General features: G+C 67.4%; 19 protein-coding genes. 14 read left to right on the top strand and 5 right to left on the bottom strand.

The features are described 5' to 3' along the window. The first annotated feature begins 17 nt into the window (after nucleotides 1-17). Entirely contained in the window at nucleotides 18-1,844 is a 1,827-nt protein-coding gene (locus ACF8O7_RS01075; RefSeq protein ID WP_016446422.1) for an ABC transporter ATP-binding protein/permease, read from the top strand. Between the two features lie 60 nt (nucleotides 1,845-1,904). Here the strand turns inward: ACF8O7_RS01075 and ACF8O7_RS01070 are convergent, their stop codons facing one another. Then, the gene (locus tag ACF8O7_RS01070; RefSeq protein ID WP_126311349.1) at nucleotides 1,905-3,797 is read right to left on the bottom strand and encodes a S9 family peptidase; all 1,893 of its coding nucleotides are present in this window, start codon (nucleotides 3,795-3,797) and stop codon (nucleotides 1,905-1,907) included. A 230-nt stretch (nucleotides 3,798-4,027) separates the two neighbouring features. Between ACF8O7_RS01070 and ACF8O7_RS01065 the strand changes: the two genes are divergently transcribed. The 7 genes from ACF8O7_RS01065 (at nucleotide 4,028) to ACF8O7_RS01035 (ending at nucleotide 11,312) form a co-directional block, all read left to right on the top strand. Then, nucleotides 4,028-4,786 (top strand): GntR family transcriptional regulator, encoded by a 759-nt coding sequence (locus ACF8O7_RS01065; protein ID WP_012203281.1) that lies wholly within the window; start codon nucleotides 4,028-4,030, stop codon nucleotides 4,784-4,786. A gap of 127 nt (nucleotides 4,787-4,913) precedes the next feature. Beyond that, nucleotides 4,914-6,005 (top strand): aromatic ring-hydroxylating dioxygenase subunit alpha, encoded by a 1,092-nt coding sequence (locus ACF8O7_RS01060; protein WP_012203282.1) that lies wholly within the window; start codon nucleotides 4,914-4,916, stop codon nucleotides 6,003-6,005. A 96-nt stretch (nucleotides 6,006-6,101) separates the two neighbouring features. Beyond that, nucleotides 6,102-6,575: a MarR family winged helix-turn-helix transcriptional regulator gene (locus ACF8O7_RS01055; protein WP_016446419.1), complete on the top strand. Its 474-nt coding sequence runs from the start codon at nucleotides 6,102-6,104 to the stop codon at nucleotides 6,573-6,575. A gap of 254 nt (nucleotides 6,576-6,829) precedes the next feature. After that, the gene (locus ACF8O7_RS01050; protein WP_016451801.1) at nucleotides 6,830-8,182 is read left to right on the top strand and encodes an MFS transporter; all 1,353 of its coding nucleotides are present in this window, start codon (nucleotides 6,830-6,832) and stop codon (nucleotides 8,180-8,182) included. 29 nt (nucleotides 8,183-8,211) lie between these two features. Beyond that, nucleotides 8,212-9,288, top strand: a complete 1,077-nt coding sequence (locus ACF8O7_RS01045; protein WP_016451800.1) for a Rieske 2Fe-2S domain-containing protein — start codon at nucleotides 8,212-8,214, stop codon at nucleotides 9,286-9,288. A 34-nt stretch (nucleotides 9,289-9,322) separates the two neighbouring features. After that, on the top strand, nucleotides 9,323-10,285 hold the full coding sequence (locus tag ACF8O7_RS01040) for a PDR/VanB family oxidoreductase (RefSeq protein WP_046986253.1): 963 nt from the start codon (nucleotides 9,323-9,325) through the stop codon (nucleotides 10,283-10,285). A gap of 79 nt (nucleotides 10,286-10,364) precedes the next feature. Next, nucleotides 10,365-11,312 carry a 2-hydroxyacid dehydrogenase gene (locus ACF8O7_RS01035; protein ID WP_046240112.1) on the top strand — a complete coding sequence of 316 codons (948 nt, stop codon included), beginning with the start codon at nucleotides 10,365-10,367 and terminating at the stop codon, nucleotides 11,310-11,312. An 8-nt stretch (nucleotides 11,313-11,320) separates the two neighbouring features. Here the strand turns inward: ACF8O7_RS01035 and ACF8O7_RS01030 are convergent, their stop codons facing one another. Continuing rightward, nucleotides 11,321-11,761: a hypothetical protein gene (locus ACF8O7_RS01030; protein ID WP_227472485.1), complete on the bottom strand. Its 441-nt coding sequence runs from the start codon at nucleotides 11,759-11,761 to the stop codon at nucleotides 11,321-11,323. A 116-nt stretch (nucleotides 11,762-11,877) separates the two neighbouring features. On the opposite strand from ACF8O7_RS01030, the gene ACF8O7_RS01025 reads away from it, so the two are divergent. Then, nucleotides 11,878-12,546 carry a TetR/AcrR family transcriptional regulator gene (locus ACF8O7_RS01025; RefSeq protein ID WP_126311312.1) on the top strand — a complete coding sequence of 223 codons (669 nt, stop codon included), beginning with the start codon at nucleotides 11,878-11,880 and terminating at the stop codon, nucleotides 12,544-12,546. 170 nt (nucleotides 12,547-12,716) lie between these two features. Here the strand turns inward: ACF8O7_RS01025 and ACF8O7_RS01020 are convergent, their stop codons facing one another. From ACF8O7_RS01020 to ACF8O7_RS01010, 3 genes are read right to left on the bottom strand one after another with little or no spacing between them, the layout of a single operon-like run. After that, nucleotides 12,717-13,760, bottom strand: a complete 1,044-nt coding sequence (locus ACF8O7_RS01020) for a DctP family TRAP transporter solute-binding subunit (protein WP_016451795.1) — start codon at nucleotides 13,758-13,760, stop codon at nucleotides 12,717-12,719. A gap of 32 nt (nucleotides 13,761-13,792) precedes the next feature. Continuing rightward, complete coding sequence (locus tag ACF8O7_RS01015) at nucleotides 13,793-15,091, bottom strand: TRAP transporter large permease (RefSeq protein WP_126311313.1); 1,299 nt, start codon at nucleotides 15,089-15,091, stop codon at nucleotides 13,793-13,795. Further along, nucleotides 15,088-15,627, bottom strand: coding sequence for a TRAP transporter small permease (locus ACF8O7_RS01010; protein ID WP_016450270.1), 540 nt, complete (start codon nucleotides 15,625-15,627; stop codon nucleotides 15,088-15,090). The genes ACF8O7_RS01015 and ACF8O7_RS01010 overlap by 4 nt, the downstream gene beginning before the upstream one ends. A gap of 326 nt (nucleotides 15,628-15,953) precedes the next feature. On the opposite strand from ACF8O7_RS01010, the gene ACF8O7_RS01005 reads away from it, so the two are divergent. The 5 genes from ACF8O7_RS01005 to ACF8O7_RS00985 all read left to right on the top strand — a co-directional run bounded on the left by ACF8O7_RS01005 (nucleotide 15,954) and on the right by ACF8O7_RS00985 (nucleotide 20,657). After that, on the top strand, nucleotides 15,954-16,889 hold the full coding sequence (locus ACF8O7_RS01005; RefSeq protein WP_193615942.1) for a LysR substrate-binding domain-containing protein: 936 nt from the start codon (nucleotides 15,954-15,956) through the stop codon (nucleotides 16,887-16,889). Nucleotides 16,890-17,330: 441 nt separating this feature from the next. Beyond that, a complete protein-coding gene (locus tag ACF8O7_RS01000; protein WP_016450272.1) occupies nucleotides 17,331-18,230 on the top strand; it encodes a transporter substrate-binding domain-containing protein in 900 nt (299 codons plus the stop codon). Nucleotides 18,231-18,343: 113 nt separating this feature from the next. Beyond that, nucleotides 18,344-19,096 carry an amino acid ABC transporter permease gene (locus tag ACF8O7_RS00995; protein WP_016450273.1) on the top strand — a complete coding sequence of 251 codons (753 nt, stop codon included), beginning with the start codon at nucleotides 18,344-18,346 and terminating at the stop codon, nucleotides 19,094-19,096. Between the two features lies 1 nt (nucleotide 19,097). Continuing rightward, nucleotides 19,098-19,769, top strand: a complete 672-nt coding sequence (locus tag ACF8O7_RS00990) for an amino acid ABC transporter permease (RefSeq protein ID WP_016450274.1) — start codon at nucleotides 19,098-19,100, stop codon at nucleotides 19,767-19,769. Between the two features lie 150 nt (nucleotides 19,770-19,919). Next, a complete protein-coding gene (locus ACF8O7_RS00985; RefSeq protein ID WP_016450275.1) occupies nucleotides 19,920-20,657 on the top strand; it encodes an amino acid ABC transporter ATP-binding protein in 738 nt (245 codons plus the stop codon). Nucleotides 20,658-20,845 lie beyond the last annotated feature (188 nt).

Below are 20,845 nucleotides of genomic sequence, written 5' to 3'. Positions count from 1 at the left end.
ACCGAGAATTGTCTTTCATGCGACGCGAGAGCGCTTCCCCTACGGATTTACCCTTAGTCCCAACCCCGGCACCGTCGCGGGACTGGAACGCGCTGCGGCGCCTGCTGCCCTACCTGTGGCAATACAAGTGGCGCGTGCTGGCGGCGCTGGGCTTCATGATCGGGGCCAAGCTCGCCAACGTGGGCGTGCCGGTGCTGCTCAAGCACCTGGTCGATGCGCTGGATCTGAAGGCCGGCGATGCCCGCGCGGTGCTCGTCGTGCCCGTGGCCCTGCTGCTGGCCTACGGGCTGCTGCGCTTTTCCAGCTCGCTGTTCACCGAGCTGCGCGACCTGGTCTTTGCCAAGGCCACGCAGGGCGCCTCGCGGGCGATTGCGCTGTCCACCTTCGAGCACCTGCATGCGCTGAGCCTGCGCTTTCACCTGGAGCGCCAGACCGGCGGCATGACGCGCGACATCGAGCGCGGCGTGCGCAGCACCGAGTCGCTGATCTCGTATTCGCTCTACAGCATCCTGCCCACCTTCATCGAGATGGCGCTGGTGCTGGGCATCCTGGCGCTGCGCTTCGACATCTGGTTCGCGGCCATCACGCTGGCGGCGCTGGTGTTCTACATCACGTTCACGGTCACGGTGACCGAGTGGCGCACGCGCTTTCGGCGCGAGGCCAATGCCCAGGAGTCGGCGGCCCACACCAAGGCCATCGACTCGCTGCTGAACTACGAGACCGTCAAGTACTTCGGCAACGAGGGCTTCGAGGCGCGGCGCTACGACGAGAACCTGGAGGCGCTGCGCCGCGTTCGCCTCAAGAGCCAGAGCACGCTGAGCCTGCTCAACTGCGGGCAGCAGCTGATCATCGCCACGGCCCTGGTCGCCATCCTCTGGCGGGCCACGCAGGGCGTGGTGGATGGCCGCCTGTCGCTGGGCGACCTGGTCATGGTCAACGCCTTCATGATCCAGCTCTACATTCCACTGGGCTTTCTGGGCGTGATCTACCGCGAGATCAAGCAGAGCCTGACCGACCTGGAGCGCATGTTCACCCTCATGGACAAGGAACGCGAGGTGGCCGACGCGCCCGGCGCCCAGCCGCTGCAGACCCATGGCGCACCGCCCGAGCTGCGCTTCGAGCATGTGGACTTTGCCTATGACCCCGAGCGGCCCATCCTCAAGGACGTGAGCTTCACCATTCCCGCCGGCAAGACCGTGGCCGTGGTCGGCCCTTCGGGCTCGGGCAAGAGCACGCTGGCGCGGCTGATCTTCCGCTTCTACGACGTGCAGTCCGGCCATGTGCGCATCGCCGGGCACGACCTGCGCGAGCTGACCCAGGACAGCGTGCGCGGCGCCGTGGGCATCGTGCCGCAGGACACGGTGCTGTTCAACGACACGGTGGAATACAACATCGCCTACGGCCGCCCTGGCGCCAGCCGCGAGCAGGTGGTGGCGGCCGCGCGCGCCGCGCGCATCCACGACTTCATCGAGGCCACGCCCCAGGGCTATGCCACGCGCGTGGGCGAGCGCGGCCTGAAGCTGTCGGGCGGCGAAAAGCAGCGGGTGGCGATTGCGCGCACCCTGCTCAAGGACCCGCCCATCCTGATCTTCGACGAGGCGACGTCGGCGCTGGACTCGGCCAACGAGCGCGCCATCCAGGCCGAGCTGCAAAGCGCCGCGCGCAACAAGACGGCGCTGGTGATTGCCCACCGCCTGTCCACCGTGGTCGATGCGCACGAGATCCTGGTCATGGAGGCGGGCCGCATCGTCGAGCGCGGCACCCACGCCCAGCTGGTCGCGGCGGGCGGGCGCTATGCGGACATGTGGGCGCTGCAGCAAAGCGGGGAGCCCGCCGTGCTGTAGCGCGGGGCGGCCGAGGGACTGGGTGGCCGGGTGGCCGGGTGGCCGGGCGCCTGGACGGCTTCAGGGCTTGAGGTGCGTGACCAGGAACTGCTCCATGGCCTCGTAGAACTCGAACTTGTTCTCGTCGTTGTGAAAGCCGTGGCCCTCGTTGTCCTTGACCATGTACTGCACCTCGACGCCGCGCTCGCGCAGCGCCTTCACCACCTGGTCGCTCTCGTCCTTGTTCACGCGCGGATCGCGCGCGCCCTGGGCGATGAACAGCGGGGCCTTGATGCGGTCCACGTGCAGGGCCGGCGAGGTGGCGGCCAGGCGCTCCCTGTCGCGCTCGGGATCGCCCACCATGGCGTGCATCTGGTCCAGCAGCGGCTTCCAGTAGGGCGGAATGGTCTTCATGAAGGTGAACAGGTTGGACACGCCCACATAGTCCACGGCCGCCGCATACAGGTCGGGCGTGAAGGCCACGCCGGCCAGCGTGGCATAGCCGCCATAGCTGCCGCCGTAGATGCCGATGCGCGCAGGGTCGGCAATGCCCTGGTCGATCAGCCAGTGCACGCCGTCGGTGATGTCGTCCTGCATCTTCAGGCCCCATTGGCCGAATCCCGCTTCCCAGAACGCGCGGCCATAGCCCGTGGAGCCCCGGAAGTTCACCTGCAGCACGCAGAACCCCCGGTTGGCGAGGAACTGCACCTCGGGGTTGTAGCCCCAGCCGTCGCGGGCCCAGGGGCCGCCGTGCGGGTTGATGATGCAGGCCAGGTTCCTGGGCTCGCGGCCGGCCGGCAGGGTCAGGTAGCCGTGGATGGTCAGGCCGTCGCGGCTGGTGTAGCTGACGGGCTGCACGCGCGACATGGCGGACTCGGGGATGGCCGGGTTGATGTCGGCCAGCTTGGTCAGCGCGTCAGCGGCCGCGTCGTAGATGTAGCGCGCGCCCGGCGTGCGGTCGTTGAAGGCGGCGACGATGAACTTGTCCTCGGCGCGGTTGGCGCCCTGGATGGCGAAGTCGTAGCCCGGCAACTGCGCGGCCAGCCGGCCGTACAGGGCTTCGGTCTCGGCATCGAAGAAGCGGTACTGCGGCTTGTCGGTCTGGTAGGCGGCCAGGGTCAGCACGCGGCGCTTGCGTGAATAGGCCGCCGCGCCCAGATCGACTTCCTCGGGCACGAAGATTTCCTCTTCCTCGTCGGGCCGGGCCGGGTCGATGACCACCAGGGCCAGCTTGTCGCGGCCCCGGTTGGACAGGGCGTAGAGCTTTTGGTCGTCGAAGGTGAAGAAGGCCGGGCTGACGCTGGTGCGGTAGTCGGTGGTGATCAGGGGCTGGAACTCGCCGGCCTCGTCGTCGCGGTAGAGCAGGGCGCTATTCAGGCCGTCGCTGGCCACGGCGGCCCGCACGCGGCCTGCGTGGTCGGTCTGCCAGCCGACGATGTTGCCGGGGTTCTGCGCCACCAGTTGCGCCGCCCCCGTGTGCACGTTCACGCGGTACACGTCGAAGACCTCGGCATCGCGCCGGTTGTGGCTGATCAGCACATGGTCGGGGTCGTCTTCCAGGTCGTCCTCGATGCTGGCGCGCACGCCTTCCCAGGGCGTCAGGTCGGTGGCTTCGCCGCTGCGCGCGTTGACCGCCAGCACGTGGAAGTTCTCGTCGCCGCCGAAGTCCTTCTGGTAGAGCACTACATCCGGGCCCTTCCAGAAGAAGTTGCTGATGTCGCGCTCGGTCTCGGCCGTGATGCGGCGCGGCTCGCCCACAGGGGTGCTGCCCTCCAGCGCCTGCACATGGATATTCATGCGCGCCGGATGGCCGTCCACGCTGACGGGCTGCATGAAGCCCAGCATGCTTCCGTCATCGGCCAGGCGGAAGAAGCCGCGTTCCGGATTGCGGAAGAAGTCCTTGATCGGATAGGCCTGCGGAGCCTGCGCATCGGCGCTGGCATCCCGTGCCAGGTTGAGGATGTGGGCGGCCATGGCGGGGTGTCGGGAAAACGTCGGCAAGGGTGACCTCCTGGGTTGCAGCGGCAGGGGAAAAAGGGAGCCGGCCATGATGCCATGGTGCTGTATACAAACAGGCGGGCCACTGTCTTTGCTGGGATTGGTTGTATACATTTGATTGGTGTTTTCCCGTGTTTTTGCGGAAAAGTGCACCATGAATCGCCTTGGATGTATACATTCACGCCATTCCATCCAGACAAAGCCCCATGAGCCCCCAGCTTGCCCCCGCCGCCTCCGAAGCGGAAAGCCATTCCCAGGTCATCAAGGCCCAGCTGCAACTGCGCGAGATGATTCTTGCGGGCGAACTGCCCGCAGGCGAGCGCATCGCCGAGCTCACCGTGGTGCAGCGCCTGGGCATCTCGCGCACGCCGGTGCGCGCCGCGCTGATGCGGCTGGAGCAGGAAGGCCTGCTCGAAGCCATGGCCGGCGGGCGCGGCTACCGCGTGCGGCTGTTCTCCGAGGCCGATGTGGCCGATGCCATCGAACTGCGCGGCACGCTGGAAGGCCTGGCCGCGCGCTGGGCGGCCGAGCGCGGCGTGGCCGAGCCGCTGCTGGCGCAGGCCGGGCGCTGCCTGGATGCCATCGACCGTGTGCTGGAGACGGCCGACTGGGGCGACGAGGCCTTCTCGCGCTATGTGGCGCTGAACTCCGAATTCCACGACCTGCTGCATTCCATGGCCGGCAGCAGCGTCATGCAGCGCGAGCTGGAGCGCGTGGTGCGCATGCCCTTCGCCTCGCCCTCGGGCTTTGTGCTGGCGCGGGCCGAATCCCCGCGTGCGCGCCACAGCCTGATGGTGGCCCAGGACCAGCACCGCCAGGTGCTGGACGCCATTGCCGCGCGCGAGGGCGCCCGGGCCGAGGCGCTGATGAAAGAGCACTCGCGCATTGCGCGCCGCAACCTGCGCGAAGCCGTGAGCGAGCCCGGCAGCCATGCGGTTCCTGGCGTGCAGTTGATCCGAGCCTGATTCGAGTCTGACCCGCGCTTGATCTGCGCTTGATCTGCCCTTGATGTGCGCTGGCGGCCTCGGCCGCCTGCGCCCCAGCCACCGCAGCGCCAAGGACTGCGGACCCCACCCATAAAGGAGACCCCCCATGAGCACATTCCCCAAGAACACCTGGTACGTGGCCGCCACGTCCGACGAGATCCAGGACAAGCCGCTGGGCCGTCGCATCTGCGGCGAGCGCATCGCGTTCTACCGCGCGCAGCACGGCATTGCCGCCGTGGAGGATTTCTGCCCGCACCGCGGCGCGCCCCTGTCGCTGGGCTTTGTCTGCGAGGGCAAGCTGGTCTGCGGCTACCACGGGCTGGAGATGGGCTGCGACGGCAAGACCATTGCCATGCCGGGCCAGCGCGTGCGCGGCTTCCCCGAGATCCGCAGCTATCCCGTCGAGGAGCGCCATGGCTTCATCTGGGTCTGGCCCGGCGACAAGGCGCTGGCCGATGCCGCGCTCATCCCGAAGCTGCCCTGGCACGACAACCCCGAATGGGCCTATGGCGGCGGCATGTTCCACATCCAGGCCGACTACCGGCTGATGATCGACAACCTCATGGACCTGACGCACGAGACCTATGTGCACGCCAGCTCCATCGGCCAGGCCGAGATCGACGAGACGCCCTGCAAGACCGAGACGCGCGGCGAGGGCGCCGATGTCGAGGTGGTCACCAGCCGCTTCATGAACGACATTCCCGCGCCCCCGTTCTGGAAGATGGCGCTGCGCAGCAACGGCCTGGCCGACGATGTGCCCGTGGACCGCTGGCAGGTCTGCCGCTTCACCCCGCCCAGCCATGTGCTGATCGAGGTCGGCGTGGCCCACGCAGGCCACGGCGGCTACGACGCGCCCGACGAGCACAAGGTCTACAGCATGGTGGTGGACTTCATCACGCCGGAGACCGAGGAGTCCATGTGGTACTTCTGGGGCATGGCGCGCCGCTTCAATCCGGGCGATGCCGAAGTCACCGACCGCATACGCGAGGGCCAGCACAAGATCTTCAGCGAAGACCTGCAGATGCTGGAGCTGCAGCAGCGCAACCTCAGTGCCCACCCCGACCGCAAGCTGCTCAAGCTCAACATCGATGCGGGCGGCGTGCAGTCGCGCAAGGTCATCGACAAATGGATTGCGCAGGAACAGCAGGCGGCGGCGGTGGCCGCAGCAGCGGCCCAGCCTGCCGCCGCGGTGGCCTGAGGCCGGCCATGGCCCGGCGCGCATCCAGGACCGGCGCCGGGGATGGGGTAATCTCGGCGGGCTTCAACCCCAGGGCCGCAAGGCCTGCCGCCACCGATGGTCCACTCCGCCTCCGATCCGCTTTCCATCGACCTCTACGACCAGCCGGGCCACCTGATCCGGCGCGCGCAGCAGATCGCGGCGCAGCTGTTCCGCGACGTGCTGGGGCCGGACGTGACGCCCGTGCAGTACGCCATCCTGCGCATGCTGCAGGAAAAACCGGGCATCGACCAGGTAACGCTGGCGCGGCTGGTGGCGCTGGACAACTCCACCACGGCCGACATCGCGGCGCGACTGGAGGCCAAGGGCTGGGTGCTGCGCGAGATCCTGCCCCGGCGCCAGCGGCGCCTGACGCTCACGGCCGAGGGCGAGGCCATGCTGGGCGGCTTCGTGCCGAATGTGCACGAACTGCACAACCGCATGCTGGCCGCGCTGGAGCCCGAGGAGCAGGCCGAGTTCAAGCGCCTGCTGCGCAAGTTCGTGCAGTTGCACGACGCACGCGACGCCCTCGACGCTTCCTCATCCGACTGACAGCGGCCCGGCCGCCTCCGCGTCCGAGACTGCGCGGCCCCGCCTGATCGGGGAAATCCCGGTATCTGGCGCCGATTTTCATTCAGTAAACTGAATCACATTCAGCATACGTAATGATGTGTTGAGAACACAAGAAAGCTCCCACAGAGCTTCAACCCAAGGAGACCCACGATGACTGCCTCTACCCCTGTTCCATGGCTGCAGCGGCCTTGCGCCGCCGCATCGTCCAACTGCCCGTTGCGGGAGCTGCGGCCATGAGCGCCGACCTGCGTGCAAGCGTCGACCAGCGGCCCATGACGCGCTTCCAGTGGTCGGTCATAGCCCTGTGCATGGTGCTCAACATGATCGACGGCTTCGACGTCCTGGTCATGGCGTTCACGGCCTCTGCCGTGTCGGCGCACTGGCAGCTCAGCGGCGCCCAGCTGGGCTTTCTGCTCAGTGCAGGCCTGTTCGGCATGGCGGGCGGATCGCTGTTGATCGCGCCCTGGGCCGACCGGCTGGGCCGCCGGCCGCTGATCCTGGCCTGCCTGGCCCTCTCGGGCGTGGGCATGCTGGGCTCGGCCTTCAGCCAGAGCGCCACGCAGCTGGCGGCGCTGCGCGTGCTCACGGGCCTGGGCGTGGGCGGCATCCTGGCCTGCAGCAACGTGATCGCCAGCGAATACGCCTCGCAGCGCTGGCGCAGCCTGGCCGTCACGCTGCAGTCCACGGGCTACGCGCTGGGCGCCAGCATTGGCGGCTCCATCGCGGTGTGGCTGCTGGGGCGCCATGACTGGCGCGCGGTCTTCCTGTTCGGCGGCTGCGTGACGCTGGGCGTGCTGGTCCTGGCCTGGTGGCGACTGCCAGAATCCATGGACTTCCTGCTGGCGCGGCGCCCGGCCGGCGCGCTGCAGCGGCTCAACGCCCTGGTCGGGCGGCTGGGCCTGCCCGCATTGGCTGCGCTGCCGCCTGCCGCGCCCGCATCGGCGGGGCCGGCGCGGCGGGGCCCGCTGCAGCTGTTCGCACCGGGCCTGCGCCGGCCCACGCTGCTGGTCTGGCTGTCGTTCTTCGCGGTGATGTTCGGCTTTTACTTCGTCATGAGCTGGACGCCCAAGCTGCTGGCCGCCTCGGGCCTCACGCCCGAGCAGGGCGTGACCGGCGGGGTGCTGCTGAGCCTGGGCGGCATCCTGGGCGCCACCTTGCTGGGCCTGCTGGCGGCGCGCTATCCCGTGCACCGTGCGCTGGCCGGCTTCATGCTGGCCACGGCCGTGCTGCTGTGCTTCATCGTGAGCAATCCGGGCTCGCTGCTGCTGTCGTATGCGCTGGCTTTTCTGATCGGCGTCTTCGTCAACGGCTGCGTGGCCGGGCTCTATGCCATCGCGCCCATGGTCTATGGCGGCGAGGTGCGCGTGACCGGCGTGGGCTGGGGCATAGGCATAGGGCGCATCGGCGCCATCGTCTCGCCCATGGTCGCGGGCTCGCTGCTGGACGCCGCGTGGTCGCCCAGCCAGCTCTATGTGGGCTATGGCCTGGCCTTCGTGTTCGCGGCCTGCATCGTGTCGCTGCACCGGCTGCAGGGGCCCGAAGCCGGCAGGCCCGCAGCCACGGGCCGCACGCTGTCGGCGCATTGAGCGCGGCTTGCAGACAAGAAGGAGAACCCATGACCGAATGCACCACCATTGCACCTGCCTCCACGCCTGCCTTCCCGCTGGACCAGTGGTATGTCGCCGGCTTTGCCTGGGAGCTGCAGGACGCGCCACTGGCACGCACCCTGCTGGGCCGGCCCGTCGTGCTGTTTCGCACGCCCGATGGCAGCGTCGCCGCGCTGGAGGACCGCTGCTGCCACCGCGAGCTGCCGCTGTCCTGCGGCACGGTGGAGGCGCGCGGCCTGCGCTGCGGCTACCACGGCCTGCTGTTCGACCGCGCCGGCCAGTGCCTGGAGATTCCGGGCCAGCAGCGCATACCGCCCAAGGCCTGCGTCAAGTCCTTCGAGCTGCGCGAGCGTGACCAGATCCTCTGGATCTGGATGGGCGCCACGCCCGATTCCGTGCCCGCGCAGGAGCCGCCCGCCTATCCCGTGCATGGCGATGCGCGCTACCGCTTCGGCGGCGATGTCTACCACTACGACGCGCCCTACCAGCTCATCCACGACAACCTGCTGGACCTCAGCCACCTGGGCTATGTGCACCTCAAGACCATTGGCGGCAATGCCGGCATCCACATGAATGCGGAGCTGCAGGTCCGCCAGGACGGGGACAGCGTCACCGTGCTGCGCTGGATGCCCGACTCCGACCCGCCGCCCACCTATGCGGCGGCCTGGCCGTTCGCGGGCCGCATCGACCGCTGGCAGGAAGTGGAGTTCCACCCCTCGCACGTGTGCATCTGGACCGGCGCCATGGACACAGGCAGCGGCCGGCTCGACGATCCGCAGCGCGAGGGCTTTCACATGCGGGGATTTCACGGCGTGACGCCGGAGACCGAGCATTCGGCCCACTACTTCTGGACCATTGCCACCAACCCGCATCCCGACATGCAGGACACCACGCGCCTGGTGATCGACCAGACGGCTGCCACCTTCGAGGAGGACAAGGTCGTCATCGAGGCCCAGTTCCGCAACCAGCAGCGCTTTGGCGCGCGCCCCGTCATCGACATCCACGTGGACGCCGGCCCCAACCGCGCGCGCCGCGTGATCAGCCGGCTGCGCGAGGCCAGCGCCCGGGCGCTGGCGGCGGCCTGATTTTCCGAACCCATCCCTTTCCGCTTTTTTTCCCATGCAAGCCAACCCCATCCTCCAGGTGCGCGTCGCGCGCAAATGCGCCGAGGCGCAGGACATCTGCAGCCTTGAACTCGTGCCGCTGGACGGCGAAAGCCTGCCCGCCTTCACGGCCGGCTCGCACATCGACCTGCACCTGCCCGGCGGCCTGGTGCGCCAGTACTCGCTGTGCAACGACCCGCAGGACACCGGCCGCTACGTGGTCGGCGTGCTGCGCGAGGCCGCCTCGCGCGGCGGCTCGGCCGCCGTGCACGAACAGGTGCAGGAAGGCCAGCAGATCGCCATTGGCGCGCCGCGCAACCACTTCGCGCTGCATGCGGGCCAGCCCGCACGGCATCTGCTGCTGGCCGGCGGCATAGGCATCACGCCCGTGCTGGCCATGGCGCGCCAGCTGGCGCGCGAGGGTGCCGACTTCGAATTGCACTACTGCGCGCGTTCGCGCGAGCGCATGGCCTTCACGGCCCTGCTGCAGTCCATGCCCTGGGCCGACCGCGTGCACCTGCATGTGGATGGCGAGGGCGCGCTCGACATGGCGCAGCTGCTAGGCGCCCCGCAGGCGGGCCTGCACCTGTATGTCTGTGGCCCACGCGGCTTCATGGACGCGGCCCTGGGCATGGCTCGCGCATCGGGCTGGAGCGAGGACCGCCTGCACTACGAATTCTTTGCAGGCGAGGCCGTGCAGCGCGAGGGCGATGCCGGGTTCGAGATCGAGATCGCCAGCACCGGCCAGGTGGTGCGCGTGGCGCCCGAGCAGACCGTGGTCCAGGCGCTGGCCGGCATCGGCGTGGAGGTGCAGACCTCGTGCGAGCAGGGCGTGTGCGGCACCTGCCTCACGCGTGTGCTCTCGGGCGAGCCTGAGCACCGCGACATGTACCTGACCGAGGACGAGCAGGCCGCCTGCGACCAGTTCCTGCCCTGCTGCTCGCGCGCGAAATCCGCCCGGCTGGTGCTGGACCTGTAGCGCTGGACCCGGCCGGCCGGCGCACAATGAGGTTTTCCCCCAAGGCCCGCCCTGTGGCGGCGGGCGCCGCCTTCCTGCCATGCAACCTGCCCTGCTCGTCCTCAACTTCAATACCGAGGCCCATCTGCGCCAGATGGCCCAGGCCTTTCCCTCCTTCGACCTGCTCTACGCGCCCGACGCCGCCCAGTGCGAGGCCGCCATCGCCGAGCACGGCACGCGCATACAGGCCGTGCTGACCATAGGCTCCATCGGCCTGTCGGCCGCGCAGATGCAGCGCATGCCCGCCCTCAGGCTGGTCTGCGCGCTGGGCGCGGGCTACGAGAACATCGATGTCGCCCATGCGCAGGCCCACGGCATTGCCGTGGGCAATGGCGCAGGCACCAATGACGACTGCGTGGCCGACCATGCCATGGGCCTGCTGATCGCCTCCGTGCGCGGCCTGGTGCGCCTGGACCGCGCCACGCGCGACGGCGTCTGGCGCACCGCCATGCCGCTGCCGCCCAATGTCTCGCACAAGCGCCTGGGCATCCTGGGCATGGGCGCCATCGGCGCCAAGATCGCCCAGCGCGCGCTGGGCTTCGAGATGGAAATCGGCTACCACAACCGCAGCCAGCGCAGCGGGCTGCCCCACCGCTACTTCGGCGACCTGCTTTCCCTGGCGCAATGGGCCGATGTGCTGCTGGTCGCCACGCCGGGCGGCCCGGGTACGCGCCATCTCGTCAACGCCCAGGTGCTGGACGCACTGGGCCCGCAGGGCCACCTGGTCAATATCGCGCGCGGCAGCGTGGTCGATACCGCCGCCCTGGCCGCCGCCGTGCGCGAAGGCCGCCTTGCCGGAGCGGGCCTGGATGTCTACGAAAGCGAACCCGCGCCCCCGGCCGAACTGCTGGACCTGGACGCCGTGGTGCTCACGCCCCATGTGGGCGGCTGGTCGCCCGAAGCCGTGCAGGCCTCGGTGGACCGCTTCATCGCCAACATGCGCTGCCACCTGGAAGGCCGCCCGCTGGTCTCGCCGGTCACGGCCTGAGGCCGGATTCAGCCCTGTGCCATCCCGGCAGCTGCTGCCAGGTGCAGCAGTCCCATGACCAGGCAGATGGCCGAGGACACATGCCAGAAGCGGTCGCTGTTGTTCGGGAACCGCGGTTTCAGCCACGGAAAGGCCGCGGCCCGCGCCACCAGCACCAGGCCGGCCCCGGCCAGCACCGGGCGCATGAAGGGCAGGGGACCCAGCAGGCCCGCGCCTGCCAGCGCATACCCCGCCAGCAGCGACAGCACCACGCCGATGGCCGCCGACACCAGCGGCGGATACCAGTGCCCGGCCTCGGCCATGCGCGCCATGCGCTCGCCGGCACCCATGAGCCGCAGCCCACGTCCCCCCCAAACGATGCAGGCGAAGTGGGCCAGCGCGGCCGCCGTGTCGAACAGGGCGGCGGCCAGGGCCAGCAGTTGCACGCCCTTCACGGCAGGGCTTCCCACGCGCCGGTGTGCTGATGCTTCTTCATGGTGTATTCCTTGGGATTTGCTGCAATGGCCGGCCACTGTAGTGCTTAAACTCCGGGCAGAAAACTCGCCTTGTGCTCAGGTTTTGCCGCATGCCCTCCCATACCTCCGCTACCACTGAATCCCAGAGAAGAAGACAGCCCGTACAGGCCCGTGCGCAGCGCACGCTGGAGGCCATTGTTCGGGCAGCAGCTCAGATTCTGGTCAAGGAGGGCGAAGCCACGCTCACCACCAATCGCATTGCCGAGCGCGCAGGCGTTTCCATCGGCACGCTCTACCAGTACTTCCCCGACAAGCAGGCCGTCTTGCGCGCCATGGTCGATGGCCAGCGCCGTGCGGCCGTCGCGGCCATCGAGGCCTGGCTGGAGCAGGCGTCGGAGCAGGGCCTGCCGCGCGAGGCCGTGGCGCGCGGCGTGGTCGCCTGTATCGTCGAGGGCTTTGCGGGCCGCACGCCTGCGCGGCGCAAGCTGGCGCGCTTTGCCTGGCGCCAGGATGGTGACGAGCGCATTGCCCTGTCCATGCGCGAGACCGCAGAGCGCATGGCCGCCCACCTGCAGCGCTGGGGTGGCCCCTCGCTGTCCTATGCGCGCCTTTACGTGGCCACGCGGGCCGTGCTGGGCACGGTGCGCTTTGCCTCGCTGGAGGCTTCGCCGCTGATCGCCTCGGGCGCACTGGAGGAGCTGCTGTGCGAGATGGGGGCAGATATGTTGCTGGGTGGCGCGACGGACGCGGGAGCCGCTGCCCGTGCCCCTGCCCCATAGGCAGCAGGGGCTGTGCCTGTGTCATTTCGCTGGACCGGCTTCGCAGCAAGGCATGCCTTGATGGGCGGGCTGAAGTCCTGGTCGTCCTTGCGAAGCAGGATGGCGAAAAAAAGGCCCCGCAGAGCGGGGCCTTTTGCTTCTACCGGAGTGTGCGATCAACCGATAGCATTCTAACGAGTTCGCGCGGCAATGGCTTTCTCCGCCACATCCACCAGGTCGGCGCCGACCTGCTGCTTCCACTTGTCGTAGACGGGGCGCGTGGCCTTGACGAAGGCTTCGCGCTCGGCCGGCGTGAGCTGGGTCACGGTCACGCCGTTGGCGGCCAGGTCCTTGAGCAGGGGCTTGTCGGCCTCGATCATGCCCTTGCGCGCGATCACGACCTGCTCCTTGGCGGCGTCCACGGCGGCCTGGCGCACGATGTCCTGGTCTTCCTTGGTCCAGGTGGCCCAGATGTCCTTGTTGACCACGAAGATCAGCGGATCGTTGATGTAGCCCCACAGCGTCAGATGCTTCTGGCCCACGGACTGCAGCTTGGCGGCCATGTAGACCGAGACGGGGTTTTCCTGGCCGTCCACGGCGCCGCTGGCCATGGCGGGCTGGGCATCGGCCCAGCTCATCTGCGTGGGGTTGGCGCCCAGCGCGGTGAAGGTGTCCAGGAACAGCGGCGAGCCCACGACGCGGATCTTCAGGCCCTTGAGGTCGGCAGGGGTCTTGATGGCGTGCTTGGAGTTGCTGATCTCGCGGTAGCCGTTCTCGCCCCAGGCCAGCGGCACCACGCCGGCCTTGTCCAGGCGCTGGAACAGGCGCTTGCCGGGCTCGCCATGCGTGAGCGCGTCGGCGGCCGCGTAGTCGGGCATCAGGAAGGGCAGGGCGAACAGGTTCAGCTCCTTGATCTGGGGCGACCAGTTCAGCGTGGAGCCCACGGCCATGTCGATCACGCCCTGGCGCAGCGCGCTGAATTCGCGCGTCTGGTCGCCCTGGATCAGGGACACGCCCGGGTAGAGCTTGATGTTGATGCGGCCGTTGGTGCGCTCGCGCACCTTGTTGGCCCAGATCTCGCCGCCCTTGCCCCAGGGAAAGGCCGTGCCCAGCACCAGCGACATGCGGTACTCGCTCTTGTACTTGGCCGGAGTCTGCGCCACTGCGGGAGCGGACGAAAGGGCCAGGGCCGCCGCTGCGGCCAGGCCGCTGGCGAGGAAAGTGCGAAGTTTCATTGCGAAGGTCTCCTTGTTGAATTTTTGGGAAATCAGTAGCCCAGGCGTGCTGGGAGCCAGAGAGCCAGCTGCGGGAAGGCGATCACGGCGATCATCACCAGGAACATGGCCAGCAGCATGGGGCCGACCCAGCGCACGGTGGACTCCATGCGCACGCCGGCGATGCGGCAGGACACCATCAGGTTCACGGCCAGCGGCGGCGTGAACTGGCCCAGCGCCACCTTGAGCGTGAGGATGACGCCGAACCACACCGGGTCCCAGTGGTAGTGCTGCATGATCGGCAGCAGCAGCGGCACGAAGATCAGGAAGATGGAGATGCCGTCCAGGAACATGCCCACGGTGATCAGCAGCAGGATCAGCAGCGCCATCACGCCGTACTCGCCCAGGCCCGATTCCACGATGGCCTTGGCCACCGGATCGATCACGCCCAGCGTGGACAGCGAGAACGCGAAGATGCCGGCCAGCGACACCACCAGCAGGATCACGGCCGACAGCTCGCCGGCCTCGCGCAGGATGGGATACAGGTGGCGCAGCGTGATGGTGCGGTGGATCACCATGCCCACGAACAGGCCGTAGAACACGGCCACCACGGCGGCCTCGGTAGGGGTGAACCAGCCGGCGCGCATGCCGCCCAGGATCAGCACCGGGGCGGCCAGGCCCCAGGAAGCCTCGCGCAGGCTGCGCCAGAACGGCGGGCGCGGCATGGACGATTCCAGCGCACCCATCCTGTGCCTGCGCGACATCCACACGGCCGGAACGATCAGCGCCACGCCGGCCAGGATGCCGGGGATCATGCCGGCCGCAAACAGCGCCGGCACCGAGGCGCCGGGCACCAGCACCGAGTAGATGATGAAGGCCACGGACGGCGGGATCAGGATGTCGGTGGCCGCAGCCGCGCCCACCACGCTGGCCGAGAAGCTGCCGGGATAGCCGGCGCGGCTCATGGCCGCGATCATCACGCCGCCCACGGCAGCGGCATTGGCCGGGCCCGAGCCCGAGATGCCGCCCAGGAACATGGCCACGGCAATCGCCACCAGGGGCAGCATGCCGGGGCCGCGGCCCACGATGGCCACGGCGAAGTTCACCAGGCGCAGCGCCACGCCCGAGCGGTCGAAGATCGAGCCTACGAGCACGAACATCGGAATCGCCAGCAGCGGGTACTTGCCCAGGCCGGCATAGAAGTTCTGCGGCACGGCCAGCAGGCCGAACCACTGCGTGTCGGGGCTGGCCAGCGCGATGGCGGCCGCACCTGCCAGGCCCAGGGCCGCGCCGATGGGCACGCCCAGGAGCATCAGGCCCAGGAAGGCGATGAAGAGCAGGGTCGCGATCATGGCGCCTTCTCCTCGTCCACGAAGGCGCCGGGGCGCCCCTGGCGCAGGAACAGTTGCAGCGCGCGCAGCGTGATCAGCGCCGAGCAGATGGGCAGCCACATCGAATACCACCACTGCGGCACGCCGATGCCGGGCGAGGTTTCCTCGAAACGGTAGTCGTCCCAGACCACGCGCACGCTCAGTGCGGCGATCACCGCGAACAGCAGGGCCACCATCAGCGTGCCGAAGCGCGCCAGGCGCTTCCTGCGCAGGGCGCTGCCGCCTTCGGCGAAGTATTCGATGCGGATGTGGGCGTTGCGCGCCACGGCCGCCGAGCCCGCGACCATGGCCAGCAGGATCATCAGGAAGACCGAGATTTCCTCGGTCCACGCGAAGGACGAGGAGGTGAAGTAGCGCACCAGCACATTGGCGAAGGTGATCAGGGCCAGCAGGGCCATGATGACCACGGTGAGCCAGTCCTCGATGCGCAGCGAACGCGGCTCGTCCGGCTGGGAAGGCGTCTCAGCGGCGCCGTTTTCGGTGGGAGGGGATGACATGGACGCGGGGAGTCAGAAAATTACACATGGCGGGGCAGATGCAGTCACTGAGCTTCCTCGGCGTCGTGTGCCGGGGGCCGTGAGGAAAAAATGTCACATTGGGTAAATGCGGCGCAGCGCCATTATGTGCGCATACGAGCGCCGCATCAGATGGCGGTTTCCTCAGTGTGGCGGCCCATGCGGGACGTTGATACGGGCATGCCCCGGCGTGGAGGCACCGAGGAAGGGCCGCCCCGCACCGAGGGTGCCGTCCCCTCCCGGAGAGAGAGGGGGAAGCGGCGTAGCCGCTCAGGGGGTGCCTTCCATCACAGCGGATAATGGCGGGCATGGAAACCAAATGGCTAGAAGATTTCGTCAGCCTGGCTGAAACACGCAGTTTCAGCCGCTCCGCCCAACTGCGGCATGTGACGCAACCTGCGTTCTCGCGCCGCATCCAGGCACTGGAGGCCTGGGCCGGCACCGACCTTGTGGACCGCAGCTCTTACCCGACCCGGCTCACGCCGGCCGGCAAGACCATGTATGACCAGGCGCTGGAGATGCTGCAGTCGCTGCAGAGCACGCGCACCATGCTGCGGGCCCATGTCAGCGCGGGCAAGGGCATGGTGGGGTTTGCCGTGCCGCACACGCTGGCCTTCACCTTCTTCCCGAACTGGGTCTCCAGCGTGCAGGCCAAGTTCGGGCCGTTCCGCAGCCGGCTGTTCGCGCTCAACGTGCACGACGCCGTGATGCGCCTGGTCGAGGGTGGCTGCGACCTGCTGATCGCCTACTTCCATCCGTCCCAGCCCTTCCAGCTTGACCCGGCGCGCTACGAGATGGTCAGCCTGGGCCATGAGGTGCTCGCCCCCTACGCCAAGCCCGACGCCGACGGCCTGCCGCTGCACCAGCTGCCGGGCCGCCAGGGCCAGCCGCTGCCCTACCTGGGCTATGCGCCGGGCGCCTACCTGGGCCGCGTGACGGAACTCATCCTCAAGGAAGCGGCCGAGGCCGTGCACCTGGAACGCGTCTACGAGACCGACATGGCCGAAGGCCTCAAGGCCATGGCGCTGGAAGGCCATGGCGTGGCCTTTTTGCCATTCAGCGCCGTGCGCAACGAGCTGGAGGCCGGCCGCCTGGTCAGCGCCGCACCTGCCGGTGACGACGGTTTCCGCATGGACATGGAAGTGCGCGCCTACCGCGAAAAACCCACCAGCAAGGATGCGCCCCAGGGCGTGGCCGGCGCGCTGTGGAACTTCCTGCTGGAGCAGGGCGAGACCATCGGCTGACACGCCAGGCGGCACTCATGAAGACAAAGGGGCTCTCGAGCCCCTTTTTGCTGCACGCTGGTGCATGGCAAAGCCCTTCAAGAGACCGACTTGGTGCATGGGTTATGCCTAGGGTAAACACCTATTATGCATGGCATGCATAAGGGTTTCTGCAAACGGCATTGGCTGTGCTGCCACGCCTGGCATTAGAGTGCGCGCACAGCAGCCACGCCGTGTGCAGGCCCCCAGGCGCGCTGGATCGGGCAAAAAACGCGTGCCATGGCACGGCAGTTGCTTACCTGAATCTGGCTGACGTGCTGGAAAGCCCTAGCACGTGTCGGTGCTCCAGCACCGTGCGTGATTGCACAATATGTGTCACATCGTTGATAGTTCGAGACAGCCCACAAGGCGACTCGACCGTTCTCATCAAGACCGTTTTCGTTCTCATCTCAGGAGACCCGTATGAAGAAGCATTTGTTGGCCATCGCCGTGACCGCCCTGGCTGCAGGCAGCGCTTTTGCGCAGGCTGGCGACACCCTGGCCAAGATCAAGTCCTCCGGCGCCGTGACGCTGGGCGTGCGTGAATCCTCCGGCCTGGGCTACACGCTGGGCAATGGCAAGTACGTGGGCTTCCACACCGAGATGGGCGAGCGCGTGCTGGCCGACATCCAGAAGCAGCTGGGCCTGGCCAAGCTGGACATCAAGTACCAGCCCGTCACCTCGCAGAACCGCATCCCCCTGGTGACCAATGGCACCGTGGACATCGAGTGCGGCTCCACCACCAACAGCCAGGCCCGCCAAAAGGATGTGGCCTTCGCCGTGACCACCTATGTGGAAGAAGTGCGCATCGCCGTCAAGGGCAACTCCGGCATCACCGGCATCAAGGACCTGAACGGCAAGACCATCGTCACGACGACGGGCACCACCTCGGTGCAGACCCTGCGCAAGAACAAGCGCGCCGACGGCCTGACCTTCAAGGAAGTCATGGGCAAGGACCACGCCGACAGCTTCCTGATGCTGGAAACCGGCCGTGCCGACGCCTTCATCATGGACGGCTCCATCCTGGCCGCCAACATCTCCAAGTCCAAGGCACCTGCCGACTACAAGATCGTCGGCGAAACCCTGTCGGTCGAGCCCATCGCCTGCATGCTGCGCAAGGACGACCCCGCCTTCAAGAAGGCCGTGGACGACTCCATCAAGCGCCAGATCGCCGACGGCTCCCTGGCCAAGCTCTATGACAAGTGGTTCATGCAGCCGATTCCCCCGGCCAACGTGAAGGTCGGCCTGCCGCTGTCCGACGCCACCAAGGACGCATGGGCCAACCCCAACGACAAGCCCATGGAGTCGTACGAAGTCAAGTAAGCACCAGCTGAATGCCGCCCCTTCTGCCATGCGGTTGGAAGGGGCGTTTTTTGTTGCGGCGCCGTTTTTGCCGGTAGTGCATTTTTCAAGAATCTGAATAAAGAGGTGCTCCTATGAGTTGGGATTGGCAGGTGTTCTGCCAGGACACCATTACCCAAGAGGTCGGTCAAAGCTGCTTCGGCAAGAACGGCGACATCACCTACCTCGACTGGATGCTGTCGGCCTGGGGCTGGACCATTTCCGTGTCGCTGCTGTCGCTGTTGATCGCATTGATCGTCGGCTCGCTGATCGGCACGCTGCGCACGCTGCCCGACCGGCCGTGGATCGTGCGGCTGGGCAATGCCTGGGTCGAACTGTTCCGCAATATTCCGCTGCTGGTCCACATCTTCATGTGGTACCACGTGGTGCCGTCCATCTTCCCCGCGCTGAAGTCCCTGCCGGGCTTCGTGCTCGTGGTGCTTGCGCTGGGCTTCTTCACCTCGGCGCGTATCGCCGAGCAGGTGCGTTCCGGCATCCAGGCGCTGCCGCGCGGCCAGCGGTACGCGGGCATGGCGCTGGGTTTCACCACGTTCCAGTACTACCGCTACGTGCTGCTGCCCATGGCGTTTCGCATCATCATTCCGCCGCTGACCAGCGAGACCATGAACGTGTTCAAGAACTCGTCCGTGGCGTTTGCCGTGTCCGTGGCCGAACTGACCATGTTCGCCATGCAGGCGCAGGAAGAGACTTCGCGCGGCATCGAGATCTACCTGGCCGTCACCGGCCTGTACGTGGTCTCCGCCTTTGCCATCAACCGCATCATGGCCTTCATCGAGAAGCGCTCGCGCGTCCCGGGCCTGATCGCTGCCAGCGGCGGAGGACACTGACATGAACCTGCAAATCGACTGGTCGTTCTTCACCTGGGACCTGTTCAGCAACTTCGTGCTGAAGGGCCTGTACTTCAGCCTGACGCTGACCGTCATCGCCACCATCGGCGGTGTGCTCTTCGGCACGCTGCTGGCGCTGATGCGCCTGTCCGGCAAGAAATGGCTCGATGTGCCCGCCACGCTCTACGTCAACGGAATGCGCTCCGTGCCGCTGGTGATGGTGATCCTGTGGTTCTTCCTGCTGATGCCGCTGATCATCGGGCGGCCCATCGGCGCCGAGGTCTCGGCCATCATCACCTTCATCGCCTTCGAGGCGGCCTACTTCAGCGAGATCATGCGCGCGGGCATCCAGTCCATCCCGCGCGGCCAGGTCTTCGCGGGCCAGGCCATGGGCATGACCTATGGGCAGAACATGCGCCTCGTGGTGCTGCCCCAGGCCTTCCGCAACATGCTGCCCGTGCTGCTGACGCAGACCATCATCCTGTTCCAGGACACCTCGCTGGTCTATGCCATCGGTGCCTACGACATGCTCAAGGGCTTCGAAGTGGCCGGCAAGAACTACGGCCGTCCCATCGAATCCTATCTGGCCGCTGGCGTGACCTACTTCGTGCTGTGCTATTCGCTGTCCTGGGCAGTGAAGCGCCTGCACAAAAAGATTGCCATCATTCGATGACACACCACCCCCTGAGTCGCTTCGCGCCTTCCCCCTTGAAGGGGGACGACGGCCTTGGCTGCGGGGCGGCCCTTGCTGGCCGTCCCGCCCCCATGACCGCGCCCCTTGTCGGCGCGGCGATGGACAACTGACACGAGTCGGAGTGAACCAATGATTGAACTCAAGAACGTTTCCAAGTGGTACGGCAGCTTTCAAGTGCTGACCGACTGCTCCACCAACATCCAGAAGGGTGAGGTCGTGGTGGTCTGCGGCCCGTCGGGCTCGGGCAAGTCCACGCTGATCAAGACCATCAACGCGCTGGAGCCCTTCCAGAAGGGCGAGATCTTCGTGGACGGCGTGGCCGTGCACGATCCCAAGACCAACCTGCCCAAGCTGCGCAGCCGCGTGGGCATGGTGTTCCAGCACTTCGAGCTGTTCCCGCACCTGTCGGTGACCGAGAACCTGACCATCGCCCAGGTCAAGGTGCTGGGCCGCAGCGCGGACGACGCCAGGAAGCGCGGCCTCAAGATGCTGGACCGCGTGGGCCTGACGGCGCACAAGGACAAGTTCCCGGGCCAGCTGTCGGGCGGCCAGCAGCAGCGCGTGGCCATTGCGCGCGCGCTGTCCATGGACCCCATCGTGATGCTGTTCGACGAACCCACCTCCGCGCTGGACCCCGAAATGGTCGGCGAAGTGCTGGACGTGATGATCGGCCTGGCCAACGAAGGCATGACCATGATGTGCGTGACCCACGAAATGGGCTTTGCGCGCAAGGTGGCCAGCCGCGTGATCTTCATGGACGTGGGCGGCAAGATCCTGGAGGACTGCTCCAAGGACGAATTCTTCGGCAACCCGGAAGCGCGCCAGCCCCGGACCAAGGAATTCCTCAACAAGATCCTGCAGCACTGAACCGGTGCGGCCCTTGCGGGCACGGCAATCAAGGGGGCGCTTCGGCGCCCCTTTTTTGTGGCCGCGGCGAGACGATGATGAGAATCGTTCTCGATACAATCGCCGGCTCAGCTGTTTGCACCGTGCTCCAGATCCCGCCCCCATTTCCCCGCCACCGGACAACTTCCACGTCCGCCGTGCCATGCCTG

This window comes from Delftia sp. WSY_16, assembly GCF_043104415.1.
Taxonomy (GTDB): Bacteria; Pseudomonadota; Gammaproteobacteria; order Burkholderiales; family Burkholderiaceae_C; genus Comamonas; species Comamonas tsuruhatensis.
Note: the sequence above shows the minus strand (reverse complement) of the source record. Positions and strands in the feature narration are given on the sequence as shown.